This is a genomic window from Herminiimonas contaminans (assembly GCF_015645465.1).
Classification (GTDB): domain Bacteria; phylum Pseudomonadota; class Gammaproteobacteria; order Burkholderiales; family Burkholderiaceae_D; genus Oxalicibacterium; species Oxalicibacterium contaminans.
On record NZ_JADOEL010000002.1, the window covers coordinates 383,998 to 408,634 of the forward strand.

The following is a 24,637-nucleotide window of genomic DNA, read 5'->3' on the forward strand; positions in this document are numbered from 1 at the left end:
CTCAGCCCTTCAGACTCAGCGGCAAACCAGCCACTACCAGTACTGCACGGTCACAGGTCGCCGCTGCGGCCTGATTCAGCCGACCTGCTTCATCAACGAACCAGCGCGATATCGCCCCTTGCGGCACGATGCCCTGCCCGACTTCATTGGTAACCAGGATCACATCACCCGGTGCCTGTGCCAGCGCTTGCAGGAAAGCGGCACGCTGCTCGGTGAACGCAGCCGGGGCATCTATCGCACCTACCTCGGGGAATTCTTTAAGCTCGGAAAACAGCAGATTCGACAGCCAGACCGTCAGGCAATCAACCAGCAAGAGATTGTCGGCACGACTGTATTTTTCTATGACAGCGCCCAGTGCCAGCGTTTCTTCCACGGTCTGCCAGTGTCCGTCGCGGCGCGACCTGTGATGTGCGATACGCTGCTGCATCTCGGCGTCCCCAGCTTGTGCGGTGGCGATATACACCACCGGTTTACCAGATGTCGTCGCCAGCGCTTCCGCATGTGCGCTCTTGCCGGAACGCGCACCACCTATGACCAGGGTGCGTGTCATGCTTTTTTCTCCGGCGCAAATATGCGTGCGGTTGCAGCCGGACAGGATGAGAAGTAAGCGTGGAAATAAGTCGCGGTCAGTGCGCCGCGTTTATACACCGCTTCACCTTGTGCACCGTTGGAACGTTTGACAGTTTGTGACTGCGGCTCGACCGGGGTGCTCAGCGTCGAGTAATGAAAGGCGTGGCCACGCAACTCGCCGTCTTCGGTCGCCAGCGACTGCATGCCGAGACCCGACAGCTTGCCCTGCATCACGACCTCGCCCGGCATCAAACCGACCATAGGCCATTGCTTGCCGTCGGCATCGGTCAGGCTATCTGCGATCACCATCATGCCGCCGCATTCCGCGAGTATCGGCATGTCTTGCGCGTAGGCGACGCGCATCGAGTCCTGCCAGTTCTGTGCCGCCGACAAGGTCGCGCAATGCAGCTCCGGATATCCACCCGGGATATACACAGCATCCGCATCAGCCGGTATTGCTTCATCATTCAATGGTGAAAAGAATGTCAGCGTCGCACCTGCTGCGCGCAGGCATTCCAGATTGGCGTGATAAACAAAAGCAAAAGCCGCATCACGCGCTATGGCGATTGTTTTACCCGCCAATAACTGTGGTGTACTCGTTGCTGCCAGACTGGCATCCAGCACCACTGGCGGGATGGCATCCCAGGCCGCCATATCGATCTCGATCTGATCCGCCATTTGATCCAGCACCTGATCGACCTGCGCAATTTCATCCGGCTGTACCAGACCCAGATGGCGCTCGGGCAAAGCTTGCGTCTGTTTCGGCAGTGTCGCGAGGATGGGTACATTGCGTATGCCTTGCGTCACCATCTTGGCGTGCGAAGCACTGGCGATACGATTAACGATGACGCCTGCCAGCTCGACCGGGCCGTATTGCTGCAAGCCGAGCACGACTGCGCCTACGGTCTGCGCCATCTTGGCCGCATCCAGCACCACCACTACCGGCACGCCAAAGGCGCGCGCCAGGTCAGCCGACGATGGATCGCCATCGTACAAACCCATCACGCCTTCGATCAGGACGACGTCAACCTCACTCGCCGCCTTGGCCAGCAAGCGACGGCAATCGTCGAGTCCGACCATCCATAAATCGAGCGCATACACTTCGGCTCCGCTAGCGCGCTGCAAGATCATGGGATCGAGATAATCAGGGCCAGTCTTGAAGACGCGCACCGTTAAACCCTGGCGTATCAGCTTGCGTGCCAGGGCGGCAGTGACCGTAGTCTTGCCCTGCCCAGACGCGATGCCCGAAATCAGGACGATGCGGGCGGTATGCGCTGTACTACTCATCTACCACTCCACGCCCTGTTGCGCGGCAATGCCGTTTGCAAACGCATGCTTGATCGGCTGCATCTCGGTAACGGTATCAGCCACCGCGATCAATTCCGGCGGCACGCCACGACCTGTGATCACAACGTGCTGCATCTCGGGCCGTGCCTGCAGATCGGCGATCACTTGCTGCACATCCAGGTATTTATATTTCAAGGCGATATTCAATTCGTCCAGCACTACCAGTCCGACAGCCGGATCAGCCAGCAAGACTTGTGCGCGCTGCCATGCCTTCTCGGCATTGGCGACATCCCGTTCGCGGTTCTGCGTTTCCCAGGTATAGCCTTCACCCATGACGTGGAAACTGATTTCATCGGGGAAGCGACGGAAGAAATTCTCTTCGCCAGTAGCGATTGCACCTTTGATAAATTGCACCACGCCTACCTTCATGCCATGACCCAGCGCACGCGCTGCCATGCCGAAGGCGCTGGAGCTTTTGCCTTTGCCATTGCCGCAGGTAATCACGACTACACCTGCATTGCGTTTGGCGGCTTCTATCTTCTTATCGACGACTTCTTTCTTGCGCGCCATGCGCGCATTGTGTCGTTCGTTCAAGCCATCAGCGTCGTTAATCTTTTCTTCACTCATTTTCTTCCTCAACTGCCAGGTAAATTGTGCGCTTGCCGTGTTTGACGATCTCGATCGGATGGCCGAGGCATACACTCAACAGCGATGCCTGCATTACTTCATCGACCGGGCCAGCATGCCAACGGCCATCACCCATCAAAAGCAAAGCATGGGTGGCGACGCTATGTGCCAGATTCAAATCATGGCTGACCATCACCACTGCCTTTTGCTGCTCCCGGCACAGCTTCGACAACAAAGCCATCACGCTGACCTGGTGCGCCAGATCGAGTGCACTGGTCGGCTCATCCAGCAGCATCAAAGGCGCATCTTGCGCCAGCACCGCAGCGATCGCCACGCGCTGCCTCTCGCCGCCGGACAAGGAGCGCACATCGCGCTCTGCCAGCATATCGGCATCCATGGTCTGCAGCGCTGCATGAGCGGCGACATAATCTGCCTCCGACTCCCAGTACGCTGACTCATGGTAAGGATGACGCGCCGTCAATACGGTTTCGATCACCCGATAACCAAAAGCATCACTACGCCCTTGTGGCAAATAGGAACGCTCACGCGCCAGATCCTGCAAAGACCATTTGGCCAAGGCACGGCCATGCAACTCTAGCTCGCCACCATCCGCGTCGCGCAAACCAACCAAGGTGCGCAACAAGGTGCTTTTACCCGCGCCGTTACGGCCGATAACGCACCAGCACTCGCCCGGCCCTACCTGCCACTGCAGGCCGTCCACCAGGACGCGATCGGCTATGCTTAATTTGAGATTGATGGTTTTCATCAGCGCTTCCTCAACTGATGCAATTGCAGCAGGAATACAGGCACACCGATAATGGCGGTAATCACACCGACCGGCAGCTGCTGCGGCGCGACGATGGTGCGGGCCAGCGTATCCGCCAGCACCAGGAAGGTCCCACCCACCAATGTGGCGGCAGGCAACAACAAACGGTGATCCGGCCCAAGCACGAAGCGACAGGCATGCGGCACGATCAACCCAACAAAACCTATGCTACCGGCGTTGCTCACAGCGCTGGCTGTCAACAAGGCGGAACATACAAACAAACCGGCGCGAAAGCGCGCCACATTAATACCAAGGGTGGAAGCGGCTTCCGCGTGCAAGGCAATCACATTAATCGCACGCGCGGCGCGTACCGCAAACAGGATGGCCATAGCCAAAACGATCCAGGGCACCCAACGGAACTGGGTACCGGACAAATCCCCGATCAGCCAAAACACCATGCCACGCAAACGATTGTCCGGCGCAATCGACAACATCAACGTCACCAGCGCGCCACAACCCGAAGCCAGGATCACGCCTGTCAACAGCAACAAAGGCGCACTGCCATCCGAGCCAGCCGCACCGCGCAGATCGCGTCGTGCCAGCAAAAATAAAATCAGCGATACAGCAATCGCGCCGCCAAAGGCCGCCACATCAATCACCCATGCTACGGTGCAGATCAGCATCGCAGCCAAAGCGCCCACTGCCGCACCACCCGACACGCCCAGCACATAAGGCTCGGCCAAAGGATTACGCAACAAGGCTTGCATCATCACACCAGCCAGGGTCAGGCTCGCGCCCGTCACAAACGCGGACAGTGCGCGACTCAGGCGCAGCTCAACCAGCGTCGCCGCCATGGTGTCAGCGCTACCGCGCAACAATTCGCGCATCGCACTAGCGATATCGCCCAATGACAAAGTGACAGAACCCATTACGCCTGCCACCACAAAACTCAGCAAAGCCAACACAAACAAAACAGACAACACCGTCCACGCGCGCGTCCGCCCCTGCAACGCAGCTACATGCATGCTTTTATTCACTACCGTACTCATGGACGCAACGACATTCGGACTTCCTCATAGAACTTGCGCATGCATGTCCGGATAAACCACTCCGGGCATGCATGCGCAATCTTGCAACAGACGCTATTTTACTGATGCTTATTTAAAACCGTAGCGTACGCCTACAAAAACGTTGGAACCAGCGGTGTTATAACCGAGAGCCTGTTCGTAGCTCTTGTCGAATACGTTGTTCCAGCGACCAAACAGTTGCCAGTCATTATTCAGGTCATATGTCGCATGCAGGTTCAACAATGCATAGCCACCAAGACGATTCACCTGCTTCTCCGCGTCATAGCGATAGCCGGAGTAGATGATATCGAAACCTGATTTGAACGCATTGTAAGTATGACTCATGCCCAACGTGCCGTGATATCTGGAGCGACGCGCGATCAAGGTATCCGTCATTTCATCGCGAGGATCCTGTACATCAAGCGAACTATACAGTCTGTAGTTGCCGATCTTAGTACCGACCTCAACCGAAACACCTTTCAATACAGCACGATTGATGTTGTAGGTACAGCTGCCAGGCGCACCGTTCGCACATGCTTGTACCGCCAGCATGTCGGTCAGACGGTTTTGATAATAGACCGCGCTGGCATTCGATACGCCGTTATCGTAGTACAGACCGATCTCAGCATTCTTGCCTTTTTCCGGCTTGGCGTCAGGATTGCCATATGTAGGGTTGCCCGCATACGCATAGTACAAATCGTTATACGTCGGCGCACGGAAGCTGGTGGAAACACTACCATTGACGCGCAAATCCTTGCTCAAACGATAACCGTAACCCAAACCACCGGTCACTTTCGAGCCGTATACCGAACTGTCGTCATAGCGCACACTGGCACTACCCAGATGGTCGCCACGATTGGCCTGGTATGCGAGCGCCAGAGAATTCGTGCTGCGGCTGCGATTTTGCAGTGCCTGGCCACTATTCACAACGCTTTCTTCACGACGTTCCAGCAACACCTGCAGCAAGTCTTTGCCCAGCTTCAAATCATTTTGCCAGCTGAACTGATCCTGCTTGGAATTATTGATATCCGGTTTGGCCTTAGTGAAAGATTGCTGCTTGGTATAGGAGCGAGACACTTGCACCAAGCTGGTCCAGACCGAGTTGATTTGATTACGCGAATATGCCGAATAAATATCTACTTCGCTGACGATATACGGATTAAACGCAGGTACACCTGTGCCCGAATCGTACTTGGCATTGTTGCGGCTGTTTAAAATCGTGGCGCCCAGCTCTTGACCCCGTGCCAGCTCCCAGGAGACCTGGCCATTTACACTCATCTTGTCATAGCCATCTTTGTCCTGATCATACTTGCTGGTCTTCTTGGCAGCCGGGTCATACACAACCGCAGGACGGGAAGAAAATCCCCTAGCCTGTTCCTGAGCAGCGTTAAAAGAGTAACGAATCGGATGATCGCCTTCGGTAGAACCGGAGATACCCGCTGTGTAGACACGCTCACCATATGTTCCCGCACCAGCAGAGAAACTAGGCCGCGGAGCACCACTACCCTTTTTCGTAAAGACCTGAATCACGCCACCGACAGCATCAGCACCGTAAAAAGTGCTTAATGGGCCAAACACGATTTCAATACGTTCAATCTGGGACAACGGAACTGCTGACCATGTAGGGCTGCCCGAGGTAGCAGAAACACTGCGCACACCGTCTATCAACAATATCGATTGCTTGGCATTGGCACCACGGATATACACGTCTGCATCGTTACCGGCACCGCCGTTTTTCTTTGCTTCTATGCTGCGCTTGGTTTGCAACAATTCGATCAGTGATGTTTGCCCCGATTCTGCAATTTCTTCTGCGGTGATGACAAGGTTATCAGCCAGCACATCGCCGACCTTTTGTGCGGTACGAGATGCAGTCACCAAAACCGGTTGCAAGGAATGATCGGAAGCAGTTTGCGCAAAACTCAAAGGAGAAAATGCAGCGGAAACGGACAAGGCAATAGCCAGCGGCGGGAACGCCACGGTGGCGCGCCGTAAAACAGATGAGCTCATGATTACTTTTCATAGAAACAGCATCCAGCCCACCTCCCCGCAGGCTGAATTGAAAAGAAATACCGGAACCGACTTAACGACCGAAACAGACAGGAAGCAGCACCAGGCCGCACATGAACGAATCGCGTCGCGAACATCCCCGTTCGCGGCATTTCCACCTGTCCTGGCCGGTATCCGGGCTAGCAAGCACGAGCGTCTCACCTTCCCATGCACATGGCACAGTGGTGTGAGAGACGATCTGTCATCGAAAGTGACGCTTGATTACCGTTGCGGGGGCAGCACACGTTAGCCTGAGGCCTCGTGTTTCCCGTTTAACTGCAGACATGAACATGTCCGCGAGCACCAAAACTGGCGTCATTGTAAGGCCCATGCGGGTGAGCCGCAACTTTGGAGGTGATTTAGCTGGTGTGGCGTTCTATTTGTGCAACATCAACGCAAGCAAAAAAATACCTGCCACCCTGAATTTCTCAAGGTTGCAGGTATAGGTACGTCACGAGGTAAAAATTACTTAGAAATCCATCCGTGCCGAGAATCTTACTGAACGACCGGTGTCCGGATAAATACCGCCCCCACATTTGCCGTATGCATTTGTGAAATAGTTTTTATCAGTGAGATTTGTTCCGCGAACCGCAAACTCCCATGCTCCGACACGCACAGCGTAACGGGCATCCAATGTGGCAAACGACGGAATCGTCAAATTGCACGTATTGGAAAAGTCACCGCCATAGCGCTGGGAGTCAACCCATTGCAAGCCCACATCCGCAGTATGCCCGTTACCCGGCAACCAATTCAGACGTAAGGTTGCCGTATTTTTAGGAACCAAAACCACCTCATTACCTGCATACGGGCCTTCAGTAAACTTCGCATTGACGTACTGCCAGATACCAATAACGCTGAATGCCTGCGTCAAGCGAGCACGACCTTCAATCTCAACACCTTCGCGTTTGGTTGGATCCAGATTGACGTTCGCCCCGAAACCAGAAAATGACCCGGCATTCGCTATGACCGGATCCAACATTATTTCGTTTTTCAATTTATGTTGGAATACTCGTGCGGTCACTTTCTTTGCATCGTCACCAAACGAAGCTCCTAACTCCAGATCATTGGATGTCTGAGGCTTAAGCAATTTATTATTTAACGTGAAGCTATTGTCATCGGCATTCGCCACGCGATAACTGCGCCCGGCTTTTGCGAATACGCTCACTAAAGGCTGTATTTGATATGCACCTTCAAGCGACCATGCATTTACTGAGGTTTTATTTTGATATTGGCTAAGCAGTGTCACAGTATCAAACGAATTTTTTTCAAATCGTTCATGACGAACACCGAATGCTATACGTGCTTTACCGCTCTTAATTTCATCGCGGAAGTAAATCGCAGTAGATTTCTGTGTCGAATCAGTAGTTGGATAACCCTCGGAAACGCGATTCCAATGCGTGAAATCCAGACCGGCAACTAATTCATTGGAAACCGACCCTGCATTGCTTAAGTAGCGTAATCTTGGCGAAAATTGCGACGTTTCTGTACGCGCCTTGTTTAGGCTCCCTTGAAAGAACTCAACATTTTTTGTCTGGCGCGAAAGATCCGCTGCGAGCTTGAGATTTCCAAAACTCTTCTCGCCGAAGAAGGTATAGCGATCGACGTCAAAACTACCGTAATCATTAGGGGAAAACGTCTGTCTTGGATTGCTTTGATACTGGGCCGCGGTTAGTGGCCCCGGAAAACGACTATCCTGGCGACTGGAATCTACGCGAAAACCTAAACGCGCATCCTTGCCCACCCATTGCAAGCCGCCACTGAACGTATCCTGCCGCAAGCCGCCATTAGCGCGATAGTTGTCGGCATGAATACTGCCCAGAGTGGCATCCAACACAAAGTTATCCCATCCCTTCGATAACGCAGCTCTTGCTTCTTGATAACCATAGCTGCCGGCTTCCGCGAAAACCGAGCCGCGCGTAGCATTGGTTTTGCCTCGTTTGGTGATGATCTGAATAGTGCCGCCCGTTGCACCTTCGCCGTACAACACACTGCTACCGTTGCGCACAATCTCGATACGCTCGACAGAATCGATAGGAACAGAAGACATCAAGGTAGGCGATTGTTCATTCTCGGATATGCGGATACCGTCGACCATGACCACCATATTGTTGTCGCTGGTGGTACCGAAACCGCTCAAATCCAACGAGAAATCCGATGTCCCGCTAAAGTTCTGGCGACCATATACACCGCCTATTTTGCGTATCGCTTCATTGACATTGTTGATACCAGCTTCACGTATCTGCTCAGCCGTAATAACCGTCGCACCAATAGGTGCCTCTGTCGTTTCAAAGCGCGAAGCCGAAACAGTAACAGGCGTCAGCTTCTGTCCGGTCTCAACCTGCGCAAGGGCAGGAAAACTCAAGGTGGCGAGTGCAGAAACCAGCGCGAGTGGTTTCCATGCAGCGGTGCTGCGATGTGATGGCAGGGATTTCATGTTTACTTTATTCAATGGATAGCACCCGACCTGCCTCCCCGCGGGTCGAGTTCAACGCAAGCATGGACGCGATCATCCGCATGCTTACACCTGTCCTGGCCGGTATCCGGGCTGACAAGCCTGAAGGTCCTGCCTTCCCATGCATCAAAGCACAGTGGTTTGAGGGACGCTCTGTCAGCCGAACAAGTACTTCGACTGACGCTTGTTTTACCGTTGCGGGGGCAGCACACGTTTGCCGTCGAACTCAAGCATCGTGTTTCCCGTTTAACTGCAGACATGGACATGTCCGCGGGCACCAAAACTGCGCCATTGTACGGCTGGGGCCATTTATCAGCAAATTCGCAGTAATTTAACGACAAATTAACGACTTTTGGCCAGCTCACGCGGAACGCCACCCGGCAAGGGCTCTGGTCTATAATCCACGCTTCGCTGCAATCTCACACCTACGCATGTTTACTCCCGAACAAGTGCAAATCATCACCACACAACTGGCGCGCAAGCAGGACCGCACGCAATTGGTGGATCTGGATGGCACTCCGGTTATCGTCAAGCGACTGGAAGCACCGCTCAAGCACTGGGGTTATCCGGTACTGAATACGCTGGCGCGCCTGCTCGGCCAGCCCATGTTGCGCGCAGTACCGGCACCGGGTGGCAGTGAAGCACAGGCAATCGAGGTGGCCCGTTTGCGTGCATTGGCTGCGGCAGGCGTGTCTGTGCCTGAAGTGCTGCATGTGACACCGGAATGGTTTGCCCTGTCTTTCCTCGGCGCACATTCAGTCGATCAGCTGCTGCGCCAGCAGCCACAAAAAGCAGAGGAATACTGGAAGAACGGCTTGCAAGCTATCCTTGAGTTGCATCGCCTCGGCCAGACTGCCAGCCAATGTTTTGCACGCAATATGATTGCGCATGAAGGCAAGATCAGCTTTATCGATTTTGAAGATGATCCGAGCAAGGTGATGCCGCTGGCGGCAGCACAAGCGCGCGACTGGTTACTCTACCTGCATTCAACCGCCTACATCCTGCATATGGACAGGCAAATGATCGCGCAGACTTACCTCGATTATTTATTGCAGGATGATGTCGCTGTACAGCGTGAAGTGAGACGTGCAGCAAGTGCTTTCAGCTGGTTGCGTATCCTGCCTAAAGAGCGCAAGCCATGGGGACGTGATGTAGTTTCGGTGCAGGCGGCAGCACAGGTGCTGCATATCGTCGTGAAGCTGATGCGCCAGCAATCACGCTAATAATCAGACTAACAATCGACAACCAGTAATTCTCCGTAGCGTATCTTGTGTGGCTTCTGCGCCGCATATAAAGCCATTTCCGGCACCGACAAACCATGTTCACAGGCCGCCAGCAAGCGGATGATGCCTGCGTGGCAAATCACAATTGCATGCTCGATTTGCAGTTCAGTCAGCTCGTCACGGAATGCGCGTACCCGGTGCGCGACTTGCATCACACTTTCACCGCCACCAGGCTGATACTCAACCATATCCTGGCTCCACGCATCGATAGCGGTACGCGGAATGTCGTCCCAGGTACGCATTTCCCAATCACCGAAATGCATTTCGGCCAGCCGCTCATCGTAGGTCGGTTTGGCACAGCCCAGCGTTTGCGCCAGGCTTTCTGATAAATCCATGCAACGGCGCAAAGGGCTGGAAAACACTTGTGCATTCTTCGGCAAAACCGGCAACAAGGAGGCATGTGCCGAGGCCAGCTCTTCCGCGGCAACAGCCAGATCAGTACGGCCATAGCAAGTATTGGCAGCAACAATGGGGCGTGGATGGCGGACGAGATAGAGATGCATGGCACTCCTCAATGGGTAATGACGGTCAATACTCCAAGATAAAATGCGACTTCACTTACTTGCTGAACGGCACCAAGAGTGTCTCCGGTATAACCTGCAATACGGCGCTGGAACATGCGCGCCAGCCAGAATGCGGCGAGCGCGGCAAACAATATCCCGCATGCAACGCCAGATACAGGGAGTAAACCGGTGAGGCAGAGCAATGCAATCGGCAACAAGGTGGTACCGGCAGCGATGCCGAACTCCTGGTTAGACATCTCTTGCGCAATTGGTTTCGCTTTCCCGTTTTCTTTTGCGTATTCCATGCGCCACACTAGGCTGATCGCCGCCAGACGCGACAACGGATGCGCAATCAGCAAGACGGACACCACCGCCGGTGATGGCAAACTGGAAAGTGCCATCCACTTCAGTGCCAGCATTAAACCGATACCAATCGCACCGTAAGCGCCTATGCGTGAATCCTTCATGATCTCCAGCGCACGCTCCGGCGTACTGCCACCACCCAGGCCGTCGCAGGTGTCAGCAAAACCATCTTCATGAAATGCACCGGTCAGGTAAATCCCGGCGATGGTCGACAAGAGCACAGCGATAGACTGCGTCCACAGCAAAGACGCAACGATATAGACGACGATAGTCGCCAATGCCACCACGATGCCGACGGCAGGAAAGTAGCGCGACGCGTGTTGCAGCCATTGCGCATCAAACCCTACCCAGCGCGGCACCGGGATGCGCGTAAAGAATTGCAAGGCAACAAAGAACAGCCTCAACTGGTGCAGGCAACGTGCGGAGAAACTGCGGTGCGGGACGATCTCTGTTTCCATAATGTGCTGATATTTTTATAGCTTTAAGCGTTTTGTTGACTGACGTCCGCAGATTCAAAAGTTGCCATTTCGCGCAGGAAGTTGACGGCTGCATGCAACATCGGCAAAGCCAGCACGCTGCCAGTGCCCTCACCCAGGCGCAAACCCATATGCAATACCGGACGACCGCCGAGGTGATTGATCATCTGCCGATGTCCGTGCTCATCCGAGCAATGCGCAAATACGCAGTAATCGAGGATCGCAGGCTCCATCCGTGCAGCCACCATCAGCGCACTGGTGATGATAAAACCATCTATCAGCAAGACCATGCGACGCTCCGCCGCAGCCAGCATGGCGCCAACTATCATGGCAATTTCAAAGCCGCCAAAAGTAGCAAGTATGTCCAGTGGTGCATTTTGCGCAACGACGGCGGCATGATGCGCCACCGCATCCTGCACCACCTTTTGTTTATGCAATATGCCTTCGTGCGCCAGACCGGTACCCGCGCCTACGCATTCCGCGGCAGGCAATTTAGTCATCGCATGCATGATGGCAGCGGCCGACGTGGTGTTACCTATGCCCATTTCACCGAAGCCGAGTACATTGCCCTTGATTCCAGCCACCAGCTCGCGCCCGGCCTGTAGCGCTTGCGCACATTGCTCCGTGCTCATCGCTGCTTCCTGCGCAAAGTTGCGTGTACCGTAAGCCACTTTGCGATCGAGCAAACCATCACGCGCACCAAAATCATGGTTCACGCCTGCATCCACTATATGCAGCGCACAGTGATTCTGCCGTGCAAAAACGTTAATCGCAGCGCCGCCTGCCAGGAAGTTCTCCACCATCTGCCAGGTGACGCTCTGCGGGTAGGCCGAAACGTTCTCAGCCACGATGCCGTGGTCAGCGGCAAAAACGATCAGCGCCGGGGCTATGATCTGCGGCTGCGTGGTTTGCTGGATCAGGCCGATCTGGCGCGCCAGCTTCTCCAGCATGCCGAGGCTGCCCAGCGGTTTGGTTTTGTTATTGATGGCCGCCGCCAATGCAGCGGATAAAGCGGTGTTCTCGGTAGAAGCAAGTGTAGTCATGTCGGATGTACAAATCGGGTGTGCCAGCAGACTGCGTGCGTAGGGGTGAATAACGCGTCAAGCTCGCGAAACGCTAATAGCTTGACAACAATCTGCAGCATAATTGGCTCGCACCCAGGCCTGCTGGTCATACCGCAATTGCCGGGCGCGTAAAAAGTGCTTGCAGTGTAGGCGTGTGCTTACGCTGCGTCAAACCACATCCGCTGCAAGCGCCCCGCGGCCATTTCCTATGACAGGCAGCCTGACCGTTTAGCATGACAGACGACCATGACCAGCCGGTTACAGAAAAACAATGTAAATCCGGGCCGTGTAACAATATTTTGCAAGTGTTGCCAACAGCCGCCAACTTCGAGTGATTTACTATGCGCCCCTCTCAAATCTGGGTATTATTGCCTTGGATCAACGCGCAAATTGCGCGTACCGAAATCCATAGTCTGCCGGGTCTTTAGCACCCCGAGCGGGTGCTGCGCCTTATTCGAGCGCATCGCGACCGGCATCGATATAAATGGATAACAGACAGGGAAAGGTATTACATGAGCGGCGATTTAGATGAGTTTGATGCATTGTTTGAAGAGATTTCTGCGCAACGAGCGGAAACGATAGCTGCGCCTGCTGCAGCAGCACCTGCCGCTCCGGCCACACCTGCTCCAAGCTCTGCCCCTGCAGCCGCAGCGCCAGCCGCCGCCATCGCATCGACTTCTGATGCGACCAACGATGAAGACGGCAGCGAAAAGCCCATGTACGAACGCCTGGGTGGCATCGTCCGCCTGCTGCACGATTCATTGCGTGAACTCGGCTACGACCGTTCGCTGTCTGATGTTGCCTCACAGATCACCGACGCCCAAGGCCGCCTCGAATACGTCGCGACACTGACAGAGCAAGCAGCCAACAAAGTCCTGAACGCGATCGACGTCGGCATGCCAGAACAGGATGCCCTGTCCAAAAGCGCCAAGGATATGGATGCACGCTGGGCGCAGCTATTTGACGGCAAGCTCAGCGTCGATGAATTCAAGACACTGGCCCATGATTCACGCCAGTTTGCAGGCAAGGTCACTGAAGTGACCGAAGCAGAAAAAGCCCGCCTGCTGGAAATCATGATGGCGCAAGACTTCCAGGACATAACCGGCCAACTGATCAAGAAAATCGTCGCCATCACGCACAAGGCTGAGAGCGAACTGGCGCAACTGCTGCGCGACAACGCCCCCGCTGAAGTCAAAGCCGCCCATCCGGAAAACAAACCGGCCGAACTCATGAATGGTCCATCTGCGCCGACGATCGCAATGGTGCAGGATGATGTCGATAGCCTACTTGCCGATCTGGGGTTCTGATGGATGACATGCTCAAGGATTTCGTCGTTGAGGCGCTGGAACTGGCGACGAATGTAGAAGAGCACCTGCTTACACTGGAGCGTAATCCAGGTGACCTCAATACACTGAACGCGGTTTTCCGCTCCTTCCACACCATCAAGGGTGGTGCCGGTTTCATGAACCTGCCCGCCATGGTCTCGGCCTGCCATCTGACGGAAAACCTGTTCGATGCGCTACGTACCGGACAAGTCCCAGTGACGCCTATCGCGATCGAAGCAGCGCTGCAAGCCAGCGGCTTTGTCGCCGATCAGCTGGATGAACTGGCCAATGGCGCACAACCGGAAAGCCTGTCGGCAATGCCTGCCTCGCTGGAAGATATCCTGACCAGTGCGATTGAAGGCAAAACCGAAGCCCCCGCTGCCGCTCCAGCAGTTGCAGCCGCAGCGGTCACATCCGTAACAGCCGTCAGCACCGTCGGTGACGACGGCCTGGACTGGAATGCCTTATACCTCGCGGTAGTCCCTGCCGGTACTGTGCCCGAACTGACAGTAGCCAGCGTTGCACCGACAGTAACAGCTGAAGCGGCCCCGGCAGCCGCTGCTGCCAAACCTGCGGAAGCCAATAAACCGTGGGATGGTGTAGACCGTCGTGGCGGTGGCGACAAACAAGGTGGCGCACTGAAGGAAGACAGCATCCGTGTTGACGCCGTCAAGCTGGATACCCTGCTCGAAGTGGCCGGTGAATCGGTACAGGCAGCAAATCAAGCCAGCGTCTTGCTGGAAAAACTGGCGCAGTTCCCGGTTGAAGGACATGCTGCCACCCTGATGGCAGCGCTGGCCGAAACCCTGAACCGCGCGTCGCGTTACTCCACCGAATTGCAACGCGCGACGTTGGCAACACGCATGCAGCCTGTCGGCAAGCTGTTCCAGAAATTCCCGCGCCTGGTACGTGAACTGGCGAAGGACCTGGGCAAGGATGTCGAGTTGCAAATCGAAGGCGCAGAAACAGAAGTCGACCGTGTCGTGGTCGACAGCCTGTACGATCCTTTGGTGCACATGCTGCGCAACTCGCTGGACCACGGCATCGAAGAAGCAGCAGTCCGTGCCAAATCCGGCAAGCCTGCGAAATCGACCATCCTGCTGAAAGCTTGGCAGGAAGCCAGCAGCGTCATGATTGAATTGTCTGACGATGGCAAAGGCATGGATGGCCAACAACTGCGCGCCAAGGCGATCTCCAAAGGCCTGATCTCGGATAACGCCGCGCAGACCCAGGAAGAGATGCTGCAACTGGTCTTCCTGCCGGGTTTCTCGACCAAGGAAGTGGCGAACAGCGTGTCCGGTCGTGGCGTCGGTATGGACGTGGTGAAAACCGCCGTTGAGAAACATCGCGGTGCGATCACGATTGACTCGGTACTCGGCTCCGGCACCCGCTTCTCGATCCGCCTGCCGATTGAACTGTCCATCGTTCCTACCATGCTGGTCCGTAGTTCGGATGCGGCGCTGGCACTGCCGATGGCGGTGGTACAGCGTGTGGTCGAATTACCGGAAGAGTTCGAACAAGTCGGTGGCGCACCAGTGCTACGTGACCAGGGTCGTCCATTGCCGGTGCGTTCGCTGGCTGGTGCCCTCGCCTATGAAGTCGGTGTGGAAAAAGTCGGCATCGTGATCGCCGCACCGCAACCCTACATACTATCGGTAGGCATGGTCGAAGGTACGGCTGACCTGGTCATCAAACCGATGACCGCGATTACCGTCCCTGGCATTGCCGGTACTGCGCGTTCAGCGGAAGGCGAACTGGTGCTGGTGGTCGGCCTCTCCTTCCTGCTGGATGGTTGTCGCTCTACACCGCGACTGGCTGCGTAATAAAGTAAATACAAAGTAGATACGCAAAAAAGGGATGCACATGTGCATCCCTTTTTATTTAAGCCGCGCTGTTAAGACCTAACGCCCCTTCTTCGTTGCCTTCGCTTTGCTGCTGGTCTTGACTGCCTTCACCGCAGCTTTGGGCTTGCCCTTGCCTTTCTCGGCCTGGAATACTTCATGGAATTCGGTCGCCATATTGCGGATGGCACGACCGATATTCGCGTAGTCGTATTCATTCAGGTTGGCCAGCGAGACACGGCCTGACGGATGCGTCGTACCGAAGCCACGCCCCGGTAGCAGGATCACACCGGTTTCTTCGGCCAGGCGGAACAAGGCTTCATTCGGTTTCAGGCGCTTGAGCAACCATTGCGAGAATTCCTTACCGTGCATTTGCTCGGACAGCGACTCCAGATCCAGCAGATGGTAGTAGCGCACCGAGTTAGGATCATGTTGCATAGGCAGGCCCAGCTCACGATACAGCGCCTGTTTACGACGCAGGACAATGCGCTTCATCTCGGCTTTGTAGCTATCCGCCTCATCCATCAATGCAAACAGCGAGAACAGACTCATCTGTGCCTGTACCGGGGTCGACAAACCGGCGGTATGGTTCAGTGCAACAGTACGGCTATCGGCCACCAAACGGTCGATGAACTTCAGCTTGCGTGGCTCGGTCGTGATCGAGTGATAGCGCTCATCCAGTTCCTTGCGTAGTGACTCCGGCAGTTTCGCAATCTTCGCATCCAGGATGTTGTTTTCATGCGTTGCGACCACGCCCATGCGCCAGCCGGTTGCACCGAAGTACTTGGAGAACGAATACACCAGGATGGTGTTGTAAGGACACATGGCAAACAGCGACACGAAGTCATCTGCGAAGGTGCCGTACACATCATCGGTGAGGATGATCAGGTCCGGACGTTTTTTGACGATCTCGACGATGTAGGCCAGCGTCTTGTCATCAATCTTGACCGATGGCGGATTGCTCGGATTGACGAGGAAGAAGGCTTTGACTTTCGGATCCAGCAGCTTGTCCAGTTCCTTCTTGGTAAATTGCCAGTTATTCGATTGCGGCGCATCGATGGTCATTTCCACCAGCTTGTAATCGTTGAGCTGCGGAATCTCGATATACGGCGTGAAGATAGGCATACCCAGTGCAATCGTATCGCCTTCCTTGATCAGGTGATTCGCTTTCAGGCTGGCGAACAGATAGGTCATCGCCGCGGTACCGCCCTCCACTGCATACATGTCGAAGTTACCGACAAACGGATGGGTACCTATCATTTCCTTGTGGATGTACTGGCCGACGATTTTTTCGCTCAGGGTCAGCATGCGATCCGGCACCGGATAATTACAACCGAGGATGGCTTCGCACATCTCATAAATGAAATCACCAGCCGACAGGCCGAGCTGATCGCGCACATACGAGACTGCTGCTTCGATGAAACGTATGCCCGGCACCTTTGCATGCTGCTTGGCAAAAATTTCAAAGCGCGATTCTATGCCCTCACGTTGCGGAAAGCCGCCCACATCTTTCATGTAAATATACGAACGTTCTGCTTCCGTCATCGCAAACAAGCCAAACTGGAAGAAGCCGTGACGTGGTGTGGTTGCCAGGAAGTTAGGATTGCCACGTCCGGCATTCAACATGTGCTGATTGCTCTTTTTCGCAGTCTGTATCAGTGCATCCTTCAATTCGAAAGGGCTTAACAATGCGAGTTTGTCCGGGTTACTGAAGTCCATGTGCGCTACTCCTTATCAAAGATGAGAAGCCCTCTGTTAGCGGCCTCGAAACAGTCCGAATGTGAAAGAAACGATCAAACCAAAGCCACGATCAGCGGCCCAAGCAAAGTCAGGAATACATTCGCCAGCGCATAAGTGATAGCGAAAGGAACGGTAGGGATAGAGTTTTCGGCCTTGTCCAGCACTTCACCGAAGGCCGGGTTGGCGCTGCGCGAACCGCTCAGTGCACCAGCGAAGATAGCGGTATTGTCATAACGCAGCACATACTTGCCGATCAGCATGGTCAGGATCAACGGCAGGATAGTCACCACGACACCGACGCCAAAGATAGTGAAGCCATGTTCCTTGACGGTCTGCACCGCCTGCAGGCCGGAAGACAAACCGACCACCACAACAAAACCGGCCAGACCCAGGTCTTTCAGGATCTGCACCGCACCGCTAGGCATCGCACCAAAGGTTTGACGCTTGGCGCGGTACCAGCCGAACAGCAGACCCGACAACAACGCACCACCACCGCTGCCCAGCGTCAATGGAATCGAACCTATCTTCGCCGTCAGCATGCCGACCAGCAAACCGACGACCAGACCGGCACCCATATACACGAAGTCAGTTTTCACACTAGGCACGATCACATAACCAACCAGCGCAGCGATGCGTTTCACATCCTGCTCGGAACCATAGATCGTGATCACGTCACCGAGCTGCACCACGGTTTCCGGCAGCATAGGCAAGACCTGCCCCATGCGCGTGATTTGCAGCACATAGATACCGTGACTGACGCTGTGTGAAGTCTGGCTACGGATTTCACCGACGGTCTTGTTGTGATATTCCTTATTGGTGAGTACGAGTTCCTTGCGCTGCATGGTGAGTTCCATGCCTTCGACCGCATACAGTTCACGGCCCAGTTGTGCGGCGACGCCGACCATCGCTTCACGCCGTCCGACGACCAGCACGATGTCGCCGGTTTCCAGTGCCAGTTGCGGTGTGACCTCTATGATCTGGCCCTGACGCTTGATGCGTTCGATGGTGATGGAGACTTGCGGATTGGCGGTTTCTATTTCACGCACAGTTTGTTTGTTACCTTGCGCAATCTGATAAATCCGTCCGACCAGATCAGGTGCAGCCGCCTGTTGTCCCGGTCCTAGCACTTGCACACCGGCTTGCATCGCTGCTTCTGCCTTTACCGCATCTTCCTTGATGGTGCGTCCCATCAACTTGGGCAGGATGTTCACGCAGACGATAATCGCGCCGAAGGAACCAAACACATAAGTCACCGCATAACCGACTGCGACATTACCCTGCAGTCGCGTGACCTCTTCTGCCGCCAGTCCCAGCTTGGCGATCGCATCACCGGCAGTGCCGATAATCGCCGACTGTGTCAGCCCGCCCGCAGCCACGCCTGCAGCCAGTCCTTTGTCCAGACCGAAGAGCTTGGCCATGACAACAACTGTAATCAGGCCGGTAATTGCCAGCACTGCAGCCAGGATGATTTCACGTATCGATTGCTTGCCCAGTGAATTGAAGAACTGCGGTCCGCTTTCATAGCCGACCGCATAAATGAATAAGGCAAACAGTACGGCCTTGACGCCGGGATCAACCTGCACCCCCACCTGGCTCACGACGACCGCCACCAGCAACGAACCGGCAACGCCGCCCAGCTGAAACTTGCCAAACTTGATCTTGCCTATGTAATAGCCCAGCGCCAACGACAGGAACAGGGCTATCTCGGGAGATTTTTTAAATAACTCGTGTAACCATTCCATAGCAATCACCTTTGTGAAAATTTAAATTGCGTTTCCTAAATTGCGTTATGTATCGGATACTCGTCTCGGCCAAATCAAGTCGGCTTGTTTGCACTTATTGTTTACTCATACAGCTCTCACTCAGCGATGCACATAGCCGACCAGCCCGACGATCAACGGGCCCATCAGTGGCAACACCACATTCGAAATAGCATAGGTAATCGTGTAGCCCAGCAAAGGCGTGGAATTGCCTGCTGCGTTCTGGATCGCACTCAGGGCTGGCGTGCTGCACTGCTGGCCCGCGATGGCACCGAGCAAAATCGGCGCTTCCAGTTTCAGAATAAAGTGTCCGACCAATAGCGAGATCGTTGCTGGCAGCACCGCGATGGCGACACCTATCAAAGGCAGCGCAATGCCATATTGTTTAATCAGGGTCAGTGCCTGCGGACCGGAAGCGAGCCCGACACAAGCAATAAAACTAGCCAGGCCGATATCCTTGAGCAAGGACAAGGCATCCGGGTGTATGCCCATCAGGCTAGGACGTTTGGATTGATACCAGCCGAAGATCAGGCCGGTCAGCAAGGCACCGCCGCCGGTGCCCAGCGAAAACGGAATGCCGCCCAGCTTCAGGCTGAAGGTGCCGATGAATACGCCCAGCACTATGCCGAGTCCGGCATACACAATATTGCTGCGATCAGTACGCTCTATGCGTGTCCCTATCATGGCAATTGCTTCCGCCATCGCTGACGCCTTGGCATCAGCCGAGCTGTATAACTGCAGCACATCACCTTGCAGCAATTGCACATGCGGCAACGGCGGCAAGGCATGCTCACCGCGTTTGATGCCGGAGACATGGACACCCAGCGGCAAACTGATTTCACCGAGCTGGCGTTCTGCCAGTGCCTTATTCTTCAACATGGCTTCGACGGTTTGCACCACCATATTCAGTTGATCCGTATCGGCAAACTCCGGCCCCAGTATGCTGCTCGCCGTCAGCAATGCGCGCCTGTGTCCTATCACCAGCACGCGGTCGCCACGACGCAGCTTGAGCCCGGGTGTGACATCCAGTTTGCTGCCAGCGCGTACCACGCGCTCGACACTGGCCTGGCCGGAGAACAATGCATGCAGCGACTCTATGCTGCGACCCGCACCGACATCTATCTGATAGACCCGTCCAGCCATTTCCCGTATCGGATTAACTTCGTCCGGCGCGGCTTCCTTGCCGCCCATCTGCGCCCACAATTTATCCGCTTCCTCGCGCAGATTGACACGCAATAACAAAGGAAAAATCTGGCTGGTCACGATCACGATGGTGATCAGCCCGAAGATGTAAGTGATCGAATACGCGGTGACCACATTCGCCTGCAATTGCTGTATTTCTGCCGCGGGCAAGGCAAGTTTGGATATCGCATCGGTCGCAGTACCAACCACCGCAGACTCAGTCGCCGCACCTGCCATCAGGCCAGCCGCAGTACCTGCATCAAGCTTCATGACTTTAGTTGCGACCATCACCAGCGCCAGTACCACGACGACTTCGATCAGGCATAGCAAACCCAGGCGCAAGCCTTTGAGGTTCAGATTGGAGAAAAATTGCGCGCCACCGGCATAACCAAGGGCGAAGATGAACAACATGAAGAACACATTTTTGACACTGGCATCCAGCGTAACGCCCAGTTGTCCGATGAAGAGTGCCGTAATCAATGTACCGCAGACACCGCCGAGCTGTATCGGGCCAAGCTTGATTTGTCCTATCGCATAGCCTATCGCGAGCGAAAGGAATAAGGCGATTTCCGGCACCTGGCGCAAGAGATCAGTGATCGAGCCGAGCATAAGCCAATTCTTTCAAATTCGCAGGGCTTACACAAAGTAGCCAACCATCCGGCTACTTCTTTCGCGCCCTGTCTTTATCAATAGAAAGCTGCACTTAATACTGCACTGCTAACGGTGCGCAAACTCACCGACTGTTTGCGTATTCACATGTGAATGCACTCGTTATATACATCCAGATACTGCGGACATCAGGAATTAATTCTGGCAAGCCTACCATATTGCCCAGCTGAACGTAAATTGCACCTGTAAACTGATGTCGCACATCTTTCATACAAAAAAAACGGGCTACCTGTGCGGTAGCCCGTCTCTCCCTGATGCGCCAGCTTATATCGCCTGAATATTGCTCCCGGTTAGCAGACTTCAAATCCGGCCGCAATACGCATTTCGTCTTAGATGCCAAGTCGGTTAATCGTCCTTCGCGCCATCGATACCCAACTCATGGATTTTACGTGTGATGGTATTGCGTCCTATCCCCAGACGCACAGCGGCATCGTTCTTGCGACCATGCGTATGCTTGAGTGCAGTCTTGATCAATGTCGATTCAAACTGACGACCCAGGGCATCCATCACTTCCGGCTGGCCTGCAGCCAGCAATGCCGCCGCTTCCGCTTCCAGCAAGCTAATCCAGTTACCTGCTTCTGCCGGTGCACTGACCGCATATGAGGTGACCGGTGCCACACCATTGGAGCCACCGGCGTCCTCTGTCGTCGCATAGCTATGTGCTGCTGGTGGCGTGCCTGCAAAGGTATTGGCAGCACCGCCCGCAAACGCCTGTCCTTCAGTCAGCTCATGCGGCAAGTCCTTGGCTTCCACCGTCTGGCCCGGCGCCATTACGGTGATCCAGTTACACAGGTTTTCCAGTTGACGTACGTTACCCGGCAACTCGAGGCTGCTGAGGAATTGCATCGCACTATCCGACATCCGCTTCACTTCAACGCCGAGCTGCTTCGCGCTCTGCTGCAAAAAGTGACGTGTCAGAATAGGGATGTCTTCACGACGTTCACGCAAGCTAGGCAAACGCAGGCGTATGACGTTCAGGCGATGGTACAAGTCTTCGCGGAACAAACCTTCGCGTACACGATGCTCCAAATTCTGATGGGTCGCCGCGATCACACGCACATTCGCTTTCAGTGGCTGATGGCCACCGACGCGATAGAAGTGTCCATCGGACAGCACGCGCAACAAACGTGTTTGCAGGTCGAATGGCATATCGCCGATTTCATCGAGGAAAAGCGTGCCGTTTTCCGCTTGTTCGAAACGACCACGACGCGTCGCTTGCGCACCGGTAAAGGCACCGCGCTCATGACCGAACAATTCTGATTCCAGCAAGTCTTTCGGGATCGCGGCTGTATTCAATGCGATGAAAGGTTGCGATGCGCGCGGGCTGTGTTTATGCAAGGCACGTGCGACCAACTCTTTACCAGAACCGGATTCACCGGTGATCAGCACCGTGACGTTCGATTGCGACAAACGTCCGATCGCGCGGAATACATCCTGCATCGCTGGCGCCTGGCCAAGGATTTCAGGGGTTTCGGCCAAGACTTGTTCGACGCTGGTTTCGCGCAGGCTTTCTTCCAACGCGCGACGGATCAGGCCGACTGCGTGATCAATATCAAAAGGTTTGGCCAGGTATTCAAACGCGCCGCCCTGGAACGCCGCCACAGCCGAATCCAGATCCGAGAAAGCGGTGATGATGATGACAGGCAAACCCGGATGCTTGGCTTTGACTGCCTGCAGTAATTCAAGGCCGGATTCACCCGGCATGCGGATATCGGAAACCAGAACTTGCGGTGCACCGGTTTTTAAAGCCTCCAGTGCATCCCGCGCATTGGAAAAACTCTTGGTGGCAAGATTTTCTCGCGCCAGTGCTTTTTCAAGGACCCAGCGGATAGACTCGTCGTCATCAACAATCCAGATTGGCTTCATATATTTATAGTGTCCCGCGTCATGTGGCTAGGTTTATAGATTCGTCGCCAGGCTCAAACTGCTCATGGCAATGGAATCAAAATTCTGAAATCCGTGCATCCCGGCCGACTCTCGCATTCGATCAAACCCATGTGTTGCTGTACGAATGTCTGAGCCAGCGTCAAGCCCAATCCACTACCGCCATCCCTACCTGAGACCAAAGGATAAAAAATACGATCGCGGATGTCAGGCGGGATGCCCGGTCCGTTATCGATGATATGCAAGTCTAATGCCAGCCGGTATCGCACCTTGGCCAGCGTCACCTGACGCGCGATACGGGTACGCAAAGTGAGCTCGGCATCGCCGGTTTTCATACGGGCGGACAGCACCTGGGCCGCATTGTGTGCAATATTCAATACTGCCTGTATCAGCTGTTCCTTGTCGCCACGGAACTCAGGTACGGACAAATCATAATCGCGTTTAATCTTCAGGCCATTCGGAAACTCAGAGACTATCAGGCTGCGCACCCGTTCACATACTTCATGGATGTTCACATCACCGACGATATGCGGGCTGCGATGCGGTGCCAGCAGACGGTCAACAAGTGTTTGCAGGCGATCAGCCTCCTTGATGATGACCTGCGTGTACTCGCGGAATTCTTTCAGATGCCGCTCCGGCAACTCCAGTTCCAGCAGTTGTGCCGCACCACGTATGCCGCCCAGTGGATTCTTGATTTCATGCGCCAGGTTGCGGATCAACTCCTTATTCGCCTGGCTTTGGTCGATCAGGCGCTCTTCCCGGTCCAGCTTCAGTTGCTGCACATTCTCGCGCAGCTCGATCAGGACCGGCGTATCTGCGCTATCCAGCGCCGATACCACCACATGGACCTGCAAAGGATCACGACCCAGGCGCTCCAGCACCAGGTCCAGCCGCTTGTCGGCGAACTGATGCTCGAGTGCTTCCTGGAATACCTGTTCCAGCTCCTCGCAATTGATGAAAAGCTCATTGAGCTTATGGTTGGTCAGTGCCTTGCTGGAACTCTCCAGCAAAATTTCGGCGGCAGGATTGGCATAGGCGATATCGCCGTCCGGACGCAGTACCAGCACTGCCGAAGCCAGCAAATCCAGACCATCTAAAGCAATTATGTTTTTTTTCACAGGAATCCAAAAAAGAAAGGCCGCTATACGCGGCCTGATTCAAGCAAACATCATACCGATGTTACTTCAAGTTATTGAGTTCGCGTTTTAATGCTTCGACATTCTTTTCGGAACGCGCCAGATCATCCTTCAGCGTCGCCGTACGTTCCTGATATTTGGCATAGTTACGCTCGTCACCACGGCGTTCCGGTTCACCATTATTGTATTCGCGCCGGATGTCGGCGAGCTTTTGCTCTTCCGTTTTCATTTCATCCATCAGGATCTGGCGGCGATCACTGTCGCGCGCCTTCTGCACGGTATTGTCTACCTTGGGGAAATCGCTGGGTGAGGAAGCCTTGGCGCTCACCGTCGGCGTCGCCGGTTTCTTCACGGCTGGCACGGTGGTCACGCCCGGCAGGTCTACCTTTTTGCACTTATTGGTAGGACCGGTATTCTTGTATTCGCGGTTGCCATTGGCGTCTATGCACAGATAGACATCATTTTGCGCATACGCGGAAATAGCGAGGGTAGACAGCAGCAGGATAGCGAGTTGACGTTTCATGGACTTGTTTCGGTGAAACTGTTAAATCGGATACTTAGTGTATGGCAACAATCATAGTCTGACAAACACTGAT

Annotated in this window: 19 protein-coding genes and 2 riboswitches; of the genes, 3 read left to right on the top strand and 16 right to left on the bottom strand. The window is 54.7% G+C overall.

Features of this window, described 5'->3' with window-relative positions:
- Position 1: 1 nt before the first annotated feature.
- The 7 genes from cobU to IXC47_RS04160 all read right to left on the bottom strand — a co-directional run bounded on the left by cobU (position 2) and on the right by IXC47_RS04160 (position 8,797).
- Positions 2 to 550, bottom strand: a complete 549-nt coding sequence (gene cobU, locus IXC47_RS04130) for a bifunctional adenosylcobinamide kinase/adenosylcobinamide-phosphate guanylyltransferase (protein WP_195874777.1) — start codon at positions 548 to 550, stop codon at positions 2 to 4.
- A complete protein-coding gene (locus tag IXC47_RS04135; protein WP_195874778.1) occupies positions 547 to 1,857 on the bottom strand; it encodes a cobyrinate a,c-diamide synthase in 1,311 nt (436 codons plus the stop codon). Before IXC47_RS04135 ends, cobU begins: the two co-directional genes overlap by 4 nt.
- The gene (gene cobO, locus IXC47_RS04140) at positions 1,858 to 2,484 is read right to left on the bottom strand and encodes a cob(I)yrinic acid a,c-diamide adenosyltransferase (RefSeq protein WP_195874779.1); all 627 of its coding nucleotides are present in this window, start codon (positions 2,482 to 2,484) and stop codon (positions 1,858 to 1,860) included.
- Positions 2,477 to 3,250, bottom strand: coding sequence for an ABC transporter ATP-binding protein (locus tag IXC47_RS04145; protein ID WP_175625395.1), 774 nt, complete (start codon positions 3,248 to 3,250; stop codon positions 2,477 to 2,479). The genes cobO and IXC47_RS04145 overlap by 8 nt, the downstream gene beginning before the upstream one ends.
- Positions 3,250 to 4,275 carry a FecCD family ABC transporter permease gene (locus IXC47_RS04150; RefSeq protein ID WP_175626064.1) on the bottom strand — a complete coding sequence of 342 codons (1,026 nt, stop codon included), beginning with the start codon at positions 4,273 to 4,275 and terminating at the stop codon, positions 3,250 to 3,252. The genes IXC47_RS04145 and IXC47_RS04150 overlap by 1 nt, the downstream gene beginning before the upstream one ends.
- 132 nt (positions 4,276 to 4,407) lie before the next feature.
- On the bottom strand, positions 4,408 to 6,324 hold the full coding sequence (locus IXC47_RS04155) for a TonB-dependent receptor plug domain-containing protein (RefSeq protein ID WP_195874780.1): 1,917 nt from the start codon (positions 6,322 to 6,324) through the stop codon (positions 4,408 to 4,410).
- A gap of 148 nt (positions 6,325 to 6,472) precedes the next feature.
- A riboswitch (cobalamin riboswitch) is annotated at positions 6,473 to 6,686 on the bottom strand.
- A 146-nt stretch (positions 6,687 to 6,832) separates the two neighbouring features.
- On the bottom strand, positions 6,833 to 8,797 hold the full coding sequence (locus IXC47_RS04160; protein ID WP_195874781.1) for a TonB-dependent receptor: 1,965 nt from the start codon (positions 8,795 to 8,797) through the stop codon (positions 6,833 to 6,835).
- An 80-nt stretch (positions 8,798 to 8,877) separates the two neighbouring features.
- Positions 8,878 to 9,112: riboswitch (cobalamin riboswitch) on the bottom strand.
- A 134-nt stretch (positions 9,113 to 9,246) separates the two neighbouring features.
- Here IXC47_RS04160 and IXC47_RS04165 point away from each other — a divergent pair.
- Complete coding sequence (locus IXC47_RS04165; RefSeq protein ID WP_175625392.1) at positions 9,247 to 10,038, top strand: BUD32 family EKC/KEOPS complex subunit; 792 nt, start codon at positions 9,247 to 9,249, stop codon at positions 10,036 to 10,038.
- A gap of 8 nt (positions 10,039 to 10,046) precedes the next feature.
- On the opposite strand, the gene IXC47_RS04170 is transcribed toward IXC47_RS04165, so the two are convergent.
- Genes IXC47_RS04170 through cobT form a run of 3 tightly spaced genes read right to left on the bottom strand, consistent with a single transcriptional unit; the run spans position 10,047 to position 12,483 of the window.
- A complete protein-coding gene (locus IXC47_RS04170) occupies positions 10,047 to 10,601 on the bottom strand; it encodes a histidine phosphatase family protein (RefSeq protein ID WP_175625391.1) in 555 nt (184 codons plus the stop codon).
- An 8-nt stretch (positions 10,602 to 10,609) separates the two neighbouring features.
- On the bottom strand, positions 10,610 to 11,422 hold the full coding sequence (locus IXC47_RS04175; protein ID WP_195874782.1) for an adenosylcobinamide-GDP ribazoletransferase: 813 nt from the start codon (positions 11,420 to 11,422) through the stop codon (positions 10,610 to 10,612).
- Between the two features lie 23 nt (positions 11,423 to 11,445).
- Positions 11,446 to 12,483, bottom strand: coding sequence for a nicotinate-nucleotide--dimethylbenzimidazole phosphoribosyltransferase (cobT, locus tag IXC47_RS04180; RefSeq protein ID WP_195874783.1), 1,038 nt, complete (start codon positions 12,481 to 12,483; stop codon positions 11,446 to 11,448).
- 533 nt (positions 12,484 to 13,016) lie between these two features.
- Between cobT and IXC47_RS04185 the strand changes: the two genes are divergently transcribed.
- Both IXC47_RS04185 and IXC47_RS04190 read left to right on the top strand, forming a co-directional pair.
- Entirely contained in the window at positions 13,017 to 13,811 is a 795-nt protein-coding gene (locus IXC47_RS04185; protein WP_175625388.1) for a protein phosphatase CheZ, read from the top strand.
- On the top strand, positions 13,811 to 15,652 hold the full coding sequence (locus IXC47_RS04190) for a chemotaxis protein CheA (protein ID WP_195874784.1): 1,842 nt from the start codon (positions 13,811 to 13,813) through the stop codon (positions 15,650 to 15,652). Before IXC47_RS04185 ends, IXC47_RS04190 begins: the two co-directional genes overlap by 1 nt.
- A gap of 78 nt (positions 15,653 to 15,730) precedes the next feature.
- Here the strand turns inward: IXC47_RS04190 and IXC47_RS04195 are convergent, their stop codons facing one another.
- From IXC47_RS04195 to IXC47_RS04220, 6 genes are all read right to left on the bottom strand, one after another.
- A complete protein-coding gene (locus IXC47_RS04195) occupies positions 15,731 to 17,389 on the bottom strand; it encodes a bifunctional aspartate transaminase/aspartate 4-decarboxylase (RefSeq protein ID WP_195874785.1) in 1,659 nt (552 codons plus the stop codon).
- A gap of 74 nt (positions 17,390 to 17,463) precedes the next feature.
- Positions 17,464 to 19,152, bottom strand: a complete 1,689-nt coding sequence (aspT, locus tag IXC47_RS04200; protein WP_175625385.1) for an aspartate-alanine antiporter — start codon at positions 19,150 to 19,152, stop codon at positions 17,464 to 17,466.
- A 120-nt stretch (positions 19,153 to 19,272) separates the two neighbouring features.
- Positions 19,273 to 20,961, bottom strand: coding sequence for an aspartate-alanine antiporter (aspT, locus tag IXC47_RS04205; protein WP_195874786.1), 1,689 nt, complete (start codon positions 20,959 to 20,961; stop codon positions 19,273 to 19,275).
- A gap of 405 nt (positions 20,962 to 21,366) precedes the next feature.
- Positions 21,367 to 22,887, bottom strand: a complete 1,521-nt coding sequence (ntrC, locus tag IXC47_RS04210) for a nitrogen regulation protein NR(I) (RefSeq protein WP_195874787.1) — start codon at positions 22,885 to 22,887, stop codon at positions 21,367 to 21,369.
- Between the two features lie 62 nt (positions 22,888 to 22,949).
- Positions 22,950 to 24,023 (bottom strand): nitrogen regulation protein NR(II), encoded by a 1,074-nt coding sequence (gene glnL, locus IXC47_RS04215; protein WP_175625383.1) that lies wholly within the window; start codon positions 24,021 to 24,023, stop codon positions 22,950 to 22,952.
- Positions 24,024 to 24,084: 61 nt separating this feature from the next.
- Positions 24,085 to 24,564 (bottom strand): DUF4124 domain-containing protein, encoded by a 480-nt coding sequence (locus IXC47_RS04220; protein ID WP_175625382.1) that lies wholly within the window; start codon positions 24,562 to 24,564, stop codon positions 24,085 to 24,087.
- Between the last annotated feature and the right edge of the window lie 73 nt (positions 24,565 to 24,637).

Excerpts from the sequence above, each read along its gene's own strand:
- cobU (WP_195874777.1), bottom strand. The coding sequence starts at position 550 with ATGACACGCACCCTGGTCATAGGTGGTGCGCGTTCCGGCAAGAGCGCA.
- IXC47_RS04135 (WP_195874778.1), bottom strand. The coding sequence starts at position 1,857 with ATGAGTAGTACAGCGCATACCGCCCGCATCGTCCTGATTTCGGGCATC.
- cobO (WP_195874779.1), bottom strand. The coding sequence starts at position 2,484 with ATGAGTGAAGAAAAGATTAACGACGCTGATGGCTTGAACGAACGACAC.
- IXC47_RS04145 (WP_175625395.1), bottom strand. The coding sequence starts at position 3,250 with ATGAAAACCATCAATCTCAAATTAAGCATAGCCGATCGCGTCCTGGTG.
- IXC47_RS04150 (WP_175626064.1), bottom strand. The coding sequence starts at position 4,275 with ATGCATGTAGCTGCGTTGCAGGGGCGGACGCGCGCGTGGACGGTGTTG.
- IXC47_RS04155 (WP_195874780.1), bottom strand. The coding sequence starts at position 6,324 with ATGAGCTCATCTGTTTTACGGCGCGCCACCGTGGCGTTCCCGCCGCTG.
- IXC47_RS04160 (WP_195874781.1), bottom strand. The coding sequence starts at position 8,797 with ATGAAATCCCTGCCATCACATCGCAGCACCGCTGCATGGAAACCACTC.
- IXC47_RS04165 (WP_175625392.1), top strand. The coding sequence starts at position 9,247 with ATGTTTACTCCCGAACAAGTGCAAATCATCACCACACAACTGGCGCGC.
- IXC47_RS04170 (WP_175625391.1), bottom strand. The coding sequence starts at position 10,601 with ATGCATCTCTATCTCGTCCGCCATCCACGCCCCATTGTTGCTGCCAAT.
- IXC47_RS04175 (WP_195874782.1), bottom strand. The coding sequence starts at position 11,422 with ATGGAAACAGAGATCGTCCCGCACCGCAGTTTCTCCGCACGTTGCCTG.
- cobT (WP_195874783.1), bottom strand. The coding sequence starts at position 12,483 with ATGACTACACTTGCTTCTACCGAGAACACCGCTTTATCCGCTGCATTG.
- IXC47_RS04185 (WP_175625388.1), top strand. The coding sequence starts at position 13,017 with ATGAGCGGCGATTTAGATGAGTTTGATGCATTGTTTGAAGAGATTTCT.
- IXC47_RS04190 (WP_195874784.1), top strand. The coding sequence starts at position 13,811 with ATGGATGACATGCTCAAGGATTTCGTCGTTGAGGCGCTGGAACTGGCG.
- IXC47_RS04195 (WP_195874785.1), bottom strand. The coding sequence starts at position 17,389 with ATGGACTTCAGTAACCCGGACAAACTCGCATTGTTAAGCCCTTTCGAA.
- aspT (WP_175625385.1), bottom strand. The coding sequence starts at position 19,152 with ATGGAATGGTTACACGAGTTATTTAAAAAATCTCCCGAGATAGCCCTG.
- aspT (WP_195874786.1), bottom strand. The coding sequence starts at position 20,961 with ATGCTCGGCTCGATCACTGATCTCTTGCGCCAGGTGCCGGAAATCGCC.
- ntrC (WP_195874787.1), bottom strand. The coding sequence starts at position 22,887 with ATGAAGCCAATCTGGATTGTTGATGACGACGAGTCTATCCGCTGGGTC.
- IXC47_RS04220 (WP_175625382.1), bottom strand. The coding sequence starts at position 24,564 with ATGAAACGTCAACTCGCTATCCTGCTGCTGTCTACCCTCGCTATTTCC.